Source organism: Providencia sp. CIM-Carb-044, assembly GCF_033901115.1.
Taxonomy (GTDB): Bacteria; Pseudomonadota; Gammaproteobacteria; order Enterobacterales; family Enterobacteriaceae; genus Providencia; species Providencia hangzhouensis.
Genome location: NZ_JAXADV010000006.1, coordinates 98449 through 107783 on the forward strand (window position 1 = coordinate 98449; position 9335 = coordinate 107783).

Below are 9335 nucleotides of genomic sequence, written 5' to 3' on the forward strand. Positions count from 1 at the left end.
GCGGAATTACATTTCTTGCTATCGCGTGGTTTGGTAAAAACTGGCTATAAAAAGGTGGAGTGATGAAATTAACAGAGAAGCAAATTAAAACGCTAGATATTGTGAGAGATAAGTTTGGCGCTGGGGTTGATGGCAGAACGCTTAAATCTTTTGAGAAAAAAGGTTTAATCAGACAAACAATCCTTGGCTGGACATTAACTAAAGATGGAATTCATGAATTAATGAAGGTGGAGTGATGGATAGACCATTAACAGACCGTCAAATTGTCGATATAGCCAACGAGCTGGCGCGTGTTTACTATAAACGCCTAGGTTATGAAGTGCCATTTGGTTATCGATTTGATAAAGCCATTCACCCGCAAGAGATTGCTTTATTCGATATGGCCTGTATTGCTTTTGATGTTCTACGAGAAACTAGCGTAATGGATGCGTTAAGTAACTTTGAGGATGGTGAGTGATGAATAAATCAAGGCAGCAATTTGAAGAGTGGTTTACACCACAAAAAGAAGAAATGAAAAATAATGGGCTTGGTATGATTTCGATAACAAGAATGCACCAACGTCAATTATCTGCATGGCAAGCATCACGCGAGAGTTTATAGGTTGAATTGCCGGAGCTTGACTCACATTATAATGATTATTTCCTCGATGGATTTAATAGTGCTATAGAGCAAGTGGAAAAAGCATTAATCAGCAACGGAGTGAAAATAAAAAATGAATAATGAAATATTGGAATATGCGAAAGAATTAAAAAAACGTAGTGAGTCATTAATTAAAGCTGAACTTGAGAATGAAGAGTTTACTTTTAGGCTGAATGATTGGGATAAATTAATTCACCCTAAAATGTTAATTCAATTATGTAATGAGATTGAGCGAATTAACAACTTACATCCTGTTGCATTTATCACGCAAGAGGCAGCAAAAAGAATGAATGACGGCATTGCATCAAACGTTTACGTATCTAAAGATAAATCCCCTGCATTCAATACCCCTATATTTATCCAAAAGTAAATAACAATGCAAATAATCGGATATGTATTACTGCTTGTAATACAGGGTTCTGCTGTGCCTGTATCTGAGCAAATCTACACACAGCAAGAATGCGAGAGCCGTGCTATGCAGATAATGCAGGTGCGGGATGTTGAGGTGGTTTGTGGTGAGGTGCTCAGGTAGAAAGCAATATTCAATCTAATAACGTATTGAAAATAGCATAGGTGAATTATGGATATTATCGACTCAGCAAACGAACTAGAACAATTACACATTCAAGCAGCATTATCAAATCGCCAGCCAGTAACTAAATCAATAAACGGAATGTGCATCTGGTGTGAAGAAATGCCAGCAAAACCAAATAGCGCATATTGCAGTAAAGATTGCGGGGATGATTATGAGAAATATAAAAGGAAGAACGGAGGCGCATAAATGCAAACAGTCAGAGAATTCGCAAAAAAGCACAGAAGAAGTGATGAAACGATAAGGCGGTGGATAAGCGCTGGGAAAATATACCCAGCTCCAACATTTGACGGATATCAATATTTAATACACCCATCCGCACAAAAAATAACAAACTACGAAAATCTTAACCCAAGCATTCTATTAAATAAAAACTGCAAACTGTTAAAAAGGATTGAGACAGATGGCAAGAAACAGAAGCCCCAAAAACGTACACTTACCCCCTAATTTATATTGCAGAAAAGGATATTACAGCTACCGAAACCCCGAAACCGGCATTGAATACGGTATAGGAAGAAATAAAGCCGAGGCGGTAAATGAAGCCATCTCGGCTAACTTGTTTATTTATGGAAAAAAAGAATCATTAATAAACAGAATGGCAAGTAACGATGCAATAAAATTTCATGATTGGATAGATAGATTTGGTGAGATTATACTCCTCCGTGATTTAAAGAAAAAGACCCTAGATGACTACCAAGGACGGTTAAAAAGGATAAAAAATAGCTTCAATAATGTTCCTTTAAATGAAATAAAAACTAAAGATATTGCTGATTACATAAATAGCATTGTTTCTGATGGGAATATAACTACAGCTAGATTGATGCGGAGTATTCTAAAAGATATGTTTAACGAAGCGATGTCGGATGGGGTGATTGATTTCAATCCCGTAATAGCAACCAGAGTTCCAAGGAATAAAATAGCCAGAACTAGGATATCAGAAAGTGATTACATTCAAATATACAACACCGCTGTAGAACACTGTCAGCCTTGGGTTAGCATGAGTATGGATTTGGCTATATTAACAGGACAGCGCTCTGGTGATATTAGAAAATTAAAATGGAATGACATTTATGATGGTTACTTATGGATAGAGCAAGAGAAAACAGGAACTAAAATAGCAATACCGCTCACCATTTCAAATAATATAGCTAATAAAACTTTGCAATCAGTGCTAGATAGGTGCAAGCATGAATTGAACGGAAAGGAATTCGTGCTGGTTTCACAGAAGGGTGATATGCTAGCAGATAAAACCATTGGTAAGGCTTTTTCACTAGCCAGAAGCAAAAGTGGTTTGTCATGGGAGGGTTCTCCGCCGACGTTCCACGAAATCCGAAGCCTAGCATCCAGAGTGTATGGGAATGAAAAATCAAATGAGTTCGCTAACCAGCTTTTAGGACACAAATCAATGGATATGACCAGAATGTATCAGGATGATAGGGGTCTTAGTTGGAAAAAAATCGAAATTTGATATTGGATTTATTTCGAATTATTTCGGAGAGCAATCCGTAATAAAATGATTTAAAAGGGAAAAAAATGATTACTCATATCAGTCCATTAGGATCTATGGATCTACTCTCTCAACTTGAAGTTGATATGCTAAAACGCACGGCCAGTAGCGATTTGTACCAATTATTTCGAAATTGTTCTTTAGCCGTTTTGCATTCAGGCAGCTTAACTGATAGCAGTAAAGAGCTATTAGAAAAAAGTAAAGATTTTGATATCAATGTATTACGCCGTGAGCGTGGCGTTAAGCTTGAACTTATCGACCCACCAGAAAAAGCTTTTGTTGATGGTAAAATTATTCGCACCTTACAAGCAAACCTATTTGCCGTATTGCGTGACATTCTATTCGTCCATGCGCAAATTACCCATGCCAAAGAACAATTTAATTTAGACCTCGAAAATGGCACACATATTACCAATATGATTTTCTCTATCTTGCGTAATGCCCGTGCCCTGCATATCGATGAAGACCCGAGTATGATTGTTTGCTGGGGCGGCCACTCAATTAATGAAATTGAGTACCAATATGGCCGTAAGGTAGGTAATGAGCTTGGGTTGCGTGAGCTAAATATCTGTACAGGCTGTGGCCCGGGTGCCATGGAAGCACCGATGAAAGGTGCAGCAGTTGGCCATGCACAACAACAATACAAAAATAGCCGTTTTATCGGCTTAACTGAGCCTTCAATTATCGCCGCTGAGCCACCAAACCCATTAGTGAACGAACTCATCATTATGCCTGATATCGAAAAACGTTTAGAGGCATTCGTTCGATTAGGTCATGGGATTATTATTTTCCCAGGAGGTGTCGGTACCGCCGAAGAGTTACTGTATTTATTGGGTATTTTAATGGACCCAGCCAACAGTGAACAAGTTCTACCACTGATTTTAACGGGCCCAAAAGAAAGTGCGGAATACTTTGAAGTATTAGACGACTTTATTCGACACACTTTAGGTGATGAAGCCAGTAAGCATTACCAAATTATTATTGATGATGCTCAAGAAGTCGCTCGTGTAATGAAACGCAGCATGCCACAAGTTAAAGAAAATCGCCGTAGCACAGGTGATGCCTATAGCTTCAACTGGTCAATTAAAATTGCTCACAATTTACAACATCCATTCGAACCAACGCATGAAAATATGGCATCACTGAACCTCCACCCAGGGCAAGCACCTGAGAAACTGGCTTCAGATTTACGCCGCGCTTTCTCCGGTATTGTGGCTGGTAACGTGAAAGAATTTGGTATGAAAGCCATCGAAAAACATGGGCCATTCAAAATTCACGGCGATAGTGAGCTAATGAAGCGTATGGATGTGTTATTACAAGGCTTCGTTGAGCAACATCGTATGAAATTACCGGGTGGTACGGCATACGAACCTTGCTATGAAATCGTGAAATAAGTAAATGTTGGCGTATTTATGATCCACTTATTAATTATTGATGCATTAAACTTAATACGCCGTATCCACGCGGTGCAAGGAAGCCCGTGTGGAGAAACTTGTTTATCTGCAATATCGCAGTTGATCGCCCATACTGATGCCACGCACATTGTTGCAGTGTTTGATGAAGAAGGACGTCACCAAAGCTGGCGCCATGAAAAACTCCCCGATTATAAAGCGGGGCGACAACCTATGCCTGAAGATCTGCATGCTGAACTCCCCACCCTAATAGCCTTATTTAAAGAAAAAGGGGTTCACTGCTGGCAGTCTGAAGGGGATGAAGCCGATGATTTAGCCGCTACCTTAGCAACACGCATTGCGGGATCGGGGCACACAGTTACCATCGTATCCACAGACAAAGGTTACTGCCAACTACTTTCCCCTAACTTAAGAATTCGCGATTATTTTCAAAAGCGCTGGCTAGATATCCCTTTTATCGAAAAGGAATTTGGCGTTTCTCCTAATCAACTTCCTGATTATTGGGGGCTTGCAGGGATCAGTAGTAGTAAAGTTCCCGGTGTTGCAGGGATTGGTCCTAAAAGTGCCACGACACTATTGCAACAATATCACTCTATTGAAAATATATTTGCCAATTTAGATAACCTTGAAGAGAAATGGCAGAAAAAGCTCATCAATCAGCAGGAAATTGCATTGATTTGCCGAGATATTGCGACTTTAAGAACCGATATCCCGATACGAGGGAATCTGAATCAGTTGCGTTATGCACCCAACTAATAGAAAACAGAAAAGCCACTTAATGATGAAGTGGCTTTTTTATTAACTGATTCTATAAATTAATAATACTCACGTGCCATTGGATTTGCCGACCATATCCTCATCACATGTACAGTTACTTCTTCGCGGTCATGATAAAGCTGTTTAGCTTGAATCAACACATTAACGCCTTGCTCTTTAAGCTGTGCTTTCATCTTTTCTAAGATATGTGAAACTTCTTCATAGCGCTTTTTCATCGGCAATTTTAAGTTAAAAATGGCCTCTCGGCACCAACCTTGAGCAAGCCAATCAGTCATTAGCGCAGCAACTTTAGCTGGTTTTTCAACCATATCGCAGACTAACCAAGTAATATTATGGGAAGTAGGCTTAAATTTAAAACCATCTTCACGGTGATGCTTAACTTGCCCTGTATCCATAAGGCTTTCCGCCATTGGGCCGTTATCTACAGCATCCACCATCATACTGCGTTTCACTAATTGATAAGTCCATCCCCCTGGGCATGCACCAAGATCGACAGCTTTCATCCCACTTGCTAGACGTTCTTCCCATTCTTCATAAGGAATGAAGACGTGGAAAGCTTCCTCAAGTTTTAAGGTTGAACGGCTCGGTGCATCTGATGGGAATTTTAACCTTGGGATCCCCATATAGAAATTTGAACTATTATTGGTATACGAATACCCGGTATAGCAGCAACCAGGGGCAATAAAGAACACATGAATAACGGGCCGCTTAAAGTTTTCGAGTGGCAATAAGATTTTTTCTTTACGTAATGCATTACGCAAAGGTACCGTAAACTTGCGGCAAAACTTCAAGAGTTCTTTCGATTCATTGGTATCAGCAACTTCAACACGGAGATCTCCTGCCCGCACAACTTGCTGACTCAATGCATTTACAATCGGGGTAATACGGTCTTCAGGCGGTAAATCCTTAAGTAAATCCCCTATTACAATCATTTGACGAGCAAAAATTAATTCTCGAAAAGGCAACGTTCGTGCGAGTTTGTCCGCATCTTCTGCTTGGTAGCACTCAAAAATAACATAACCACTGTTTTCTTTTACGCGGGCAAAACCATAAATTTCTTTTTGCCCTGCTTTATCTGTAATTTCTGCTGCACATTCTTTTTCAAAGCCTGGACGGCAATATAGTGCAATTTTATTACTCATTGCGTGACGCCGATTTCCTTAGACGCATAGCGCCAATAACCACTAACAGCCAACCAATTAGGAAACATACACCACCTATTGGCGTAAAATAAGAGAAGTATTTTACCTGCAATAGTGCCATACAATAAAGGCTACCGCTAAAAAGAAGTATCCCAACAGAGAAAAACACACCTGACCAATAGAACCACAGAATTATTTTACGTAATAAAATTGCCCCTAGCACCATTAGTGCAACAGTATGCAACATTTGATAACGTAGCCCTATTTCAATCCAGTCCATTTGATGGACACTCATAATTGACGATAACGCATGTGAACCAATAGCTCCAAAAGCAACAGTAAAGAAGCCACTAATTCCTGCAAAAATTAACATCAAACGACTATTCACAGTAACACCTTTTATTTAAATACTTGATTACTGAATAAGCGCCACATCTTGGTCACCCGTAATAAAACCTAATTTTTCTTGTTCACTTGCCGCCTGCCCAAGAATCCATTGGCGAAATGCAGCTATTTTGCCTAAATCTGCCTGATTTTCTTGGCAAACTAAGTAGAATGCATTTTTACTAACTAACACCTCACTAAAGGGACAAACTAAGCGCCCTGCGTCAATTTCATTTTTAGCCATAACATTATTCGTCAGTGCAACTCCCTGACCATGAACAGCAGCTTGAATAACCATCGCACTATGACTAAAAATGGGACCTTGCTGTACATTAACGACATTTTGTAACTCTAGTTGCTTAACATATGCTTGCCAGTCTCTTCGTGAAGAATCGTGAAGTAACGTATGTTTTGCTAAATCTTCAGGAATTTTTAGTTGGCTATCTCCAGTTAATAAAGATGGTGAACATACCGGCATTAAATATTCAGCATAAAGCCTATCTGTTCTTAGCCCTGGCCAATTACCTTTACCGTAGAAAATAGCGACATCAACGTCATCTGCCAATTTATCTTCTTCTCTATCTACAGCTTGGATCCGCACATCAATTCCTGGATAGGCCTGGTTAAAGCCTGAAAGCCTTGGCACCAGCCACTGAATCGCAAAACTTGGGGATAAACTAACCGTTAATGCCCCTTTTGCACTTCTGGCTTGCAACTTACGCGTCGCCTCGTTTAAAGAAGAGAAAATCTCTTTAATATCAAGGTAATAACTTTGACCTTCTTCTGTCAATAACAATGATCGGTTGCGCCGACGGAATAATTTCAGCCCAAGGAAATCTTCCAAACTTTTCATTTGGTGGCTAACGGCTGCTTGAGTTACAAATAATTCTTCTGCTGCCTTAGTAAAACTTAAATGACGAGCAGCAGCATCAAAGACTCTCAGTGCATTTAGGGGCGGTAATCTTTTAGACATAATCACTTCTACTTGGCATCTTGTTATGCATTAGTTTTTTTCATCCGAAGCATTATAATTTGTCCCTTGAGGATACGCTAGTAAATACCTATAGTATGCACACTTCCTAAGCCGGAACGAAAAGTTACAGAGTTTAGTTACTTTGAAACTTTTGGCTTTGTGGTTGTGATGTTGTGTTTGCAAGTTGTCTGGTTGAACCAGACCTTTGTAGCTTTAGCTACTGTTTTTTCACTTCCTGTACATTTACCCTGTCTGTCCATAGTGATTTTATATAGTGCACCGCCAACGCGCGGTGCTTTTTTTTACTCTTTTTTTAATGCTATTTCGGTATTTACTTAAGCAATTTAACTTAATAAATACAAATAACTATAGATAATTGTAAGTGTACCGAAAAAACTTTCAGTAAGATATTTAAGATAAATCTTGAAAATTATTTACTAAGTACTTAAAAAAATAAATTTATAAACAAAAGGCATTGCATTGCAACGCAAAACACTGAATCATCTTGAAACCACATCTAGAAGAATTGCTAACAATTAATACCAAACGTAACAAAATATTTCAATGGCTAGATTAAAAAATGATAAGTTTAAATTAATCAGAAAGTAACTATAAATGTACTAATAAATGTACAATCAACTAATACCGCACTCAGTAAAATCAAAACACATTGAAATTTTGACTAAAAAGAAAATACTCATGGATCATTTTAGCGCCACCACATTTCGCCTCGCCTTCCCAGCGATAGACTCATCAACACTATTTTTTGATAGTGCGGCAACAGCATTAAAGCCTATCGCCATGATCAATGCATCAAATGACTATTATCGCTTGTCGGGCAGTTCGGTATATCGAGGGCAGTCATCTGAATCATTGAAATTAACACGTGATTATGAGCAGGGGCGAATCCGTGCTGCAAAATATATTCATGCTTCCAGTGAAAAAAATATTATTTGGACACGCGGAACAACTGAGTCAATTAATTTAATTACACAAGGTTATTTTCGCTCAACATTAAAACCTGACGATGAAATTATTGTCAGTGAAATAGAACATCATTCAAATTTATTACCTTGGATTATGCTTTCACAGCAAACTGGCGCAAAAATTATAAAATGGCCAGTTGAAAAGAACCTGACATTGAGTCTTGATGTACTCCAATCTAAATTATCTGAAAAAACGAAAGTCATCGCTATCACTCAAATGTCCAATGTAACTGGCTATCAACCCGATATACAAACGGTGACTCAGCTCGCTCACCAAGTAGGAGCTTTAGTCGTTGTTGATGGCGCACAAGGTGTCGTTCATAGCCCGATTAATGTCAGTGAGCTGAATATTGATTTCTATGCATTTTCAGCACATAAGTTATATGGGCCAACTGGGCTTGGAGTTTGCTACGCCAAAACAGAACTTTTAGAGCAAATGACCCCTTGGCATGGTGGAGGAAAAATGTTGACCCACGTCACATTTGACGATTTCACTCTTGCACCTATCCCACAACGATTCGAAGCAGGAACACCGAATATTGCAGGGGTAATTGCCTTTTCTGCTACCCTAGAGTGGCTGGAAGGATTAAATTTAACACTAGCAGAAACATATACTTGCTCACTAATCGAATATGCTACTAAAAAACTGTCGGCACTTCCCGGCTTTATTCGCTATAGTGTGCCTGATTCTCCTTTGCTATCATTTAACTTCAAAGATATTCACCATAGTGATCTAGGTGCCCTCTTGACCGAACAAAATATTGCATTACGCTATGGTCAACATTGCACCCAACCATTAATGGATGCATTAAATATCAGTGGCTGCTTGCGTATCTCAATGATGCCGTACAACAACCGGGAAGACGTCGATAAATTTATCGATGCAGTCACCGTTTCACTTTCTATACTCAATGAATAAATCA

General features: G+C 39.1%; 13 protein-coding genes. 10 read left to right on the forward strand and 3 right to left on the reverse strand.

Annotation, left to right across the window (positions count from 1 at the left end):
* The first annotated feature begins 62 nt into the window (after nucleotides 1-62).
* From SJ312_RS13460 to xni, 9 genes are all read left to right on the forward strand, one after another.
* A complete protein-coding gene (locus SJ312_RS13460; protein WP_249998684.1) occupies nucleotides 63-236 on the forward strand; it encodes a hypothetical protein in 174 nt (57 codons plus the stop codon).
* Complete coding sequence (locus SJ312_RS13465) at nucleotides 236-457, forward strand: hypothetical protein (protein WP_249998682.1); 222 nt, start codon at nucleotides 236-238, stop codon at nucleotides 455-457. The genes SJ312_RS13460 and SJ312_RS13465 overlap by 1 nt, the downstream gene beginning before the upstream one ends.
* A complete protein-coding gene (locus SJ312_RS13470; protein WP_319868002.1) occupies nucleotides 457-600 on the forward strand; it encodes a hypothetical protein in 144 nt (47 codons plus the stop codon). Before SJ312_RS13465 ends, SJ312_RS13470 begins: the two co-directional genes overlap by 1 nt.
* A 112-nt stretch (nucleotides 601-712) precedes the next feature.
* Entirely contained in the window at nucleotides 713-1009 is a 297-nt protein-coding gene (locus tag SJ312_RS13475) for a hypothetical protein (protein ID WP_249998679.1), read from the forward strand.
* A 210-nt stretch (nucleotides 1010-1219) separates the two neighbouring features.
* Nucleotides 1220-1420 carry a hypothetical protein gene (locus SJ312_RS13480; protein WP_036943257.1) on the forward strand — a complete coding sequence of 67 codons (201 nt, stop codon included), beginning with the start codon at nucleotides 1220-1222 and terminating at the stop codon, nucleotides 1418-1420.
* A complete protein-coding gene (locus SJ312_RS13485; protein WP_163768750.1) occupies nucleotides 1421-1678 on the forward strand; it encodes an excisionase in 258 nt (85 codons plus the stop codon).
* On the forward strand, nucleotides 1635-2699 hold the full coding sequence (locus tag SJ312_RS13490) for a site-specific integrase (protein WP_319868003.1): 1065 nt from the start codon (nucleotides 1635-1637) through the stop codon (nucleotides 2697-2699). Before SJ312_RS13485 ends, SJ312_RS13490 begins: the two co-directional genes overlap by 44 nt.
* 65 nt (nucleotides 2700-2764) lie before the next feature.
* Nucleotides 2765-4132, forward strand: a complete 1368-nt coding sequence (ppnN, locus tag SJ312_RS13495; RefSeq protein WP_110591282.1) for a nucleotide 5'-monophosphate nucleosidase PpnN — start codon at nucleotides 2765-2767, stop codon at nucleotides 4130-4132.
* Nucleotides 4133-4150: 18 nt separating this feature from the next.
* Nucleotides 4151-4906 carry a flap endonuclease Xni gene (xni, locus tag SJ312_RS13500; RefSeq protein ID WP_110591281.1) on the forward strand — a complete coding sequence of 252 codons (756 nt, stop codon included), beginning with the start codon at nucleotides 4151-4153 and terminating at the stop codon, nucleotides 4904-4906.
* Between the two features lie 59 nt (nucleotides 4907-4965).
* Here the strand turns inward: xni and rlmM are convergent, their stop codons facing one another.
* From rlmM to SJ312_RS13515, 3 genes are read right to left on the reverse strand one after another with little or no spacing between them, the layout of a single operon-like run.
* Nucleotides 4966-6069 (reverse strand): 23S rRNA (cytidine(2498)-2'-O)-methyltransferase RlmM, encoded by a 1104-nt coding sequence (rlmM, locus tag SJ312_RS13505; RefSeq protein WP_319868007.1) that lies wholly within the window; start codon nucleotides 6067-6069, stop codon nucleotides 4966-4968.
* On the reverse strand, nucleotides 6062-6457 hold the full coding sequence (locus SJ312_RS13510; protein ID WP_004908716.1) for a DUF423 domain-containing protein: 396 nt from the start codon (nucleotides 6455-6457) through the stop codon (nucleotides 6062-6064). Before SJ312_RS13510 ends, rlmM begins: the two co-directional genes overlap by 8 nt.
* 27 nt (nucleotides 6458-6484) lie before the next feature.
* The gene (locus tag SJ312_RS13515) at nucleotides 6485-7426 is read right to left on the reverse strand and encodes a transcriptional regulator GcvA (RefSeq protein ID WP_004257564.1); all 942 of its coding nucleotides are present in this window, start codon (nucleotides 7424-7426) and stop codon (nucleotides 6485-6487) included.
* 699 nt (nucleotides 7427-8125) lie between these two features.
* Here SJ312_RS13515 and csdA point away from each other — a divergent pair.
* The gene (csdA, locus tag SJ312_RS13520) at nucleotides 8126-9331 is read left to right on the forward strand and encodes a cysteine desulfurase CsdA (RefSeq protein ID WP_110591280.1); all 1206 of its coding nucleotides are present in this window, start codon (nucleotides 8126-8128) and stop codon (nucleotides 9329-9331) included.
* The last annotated feature ends 4 nt before the right edge of the window (nucleotides 9332-9335 follow it).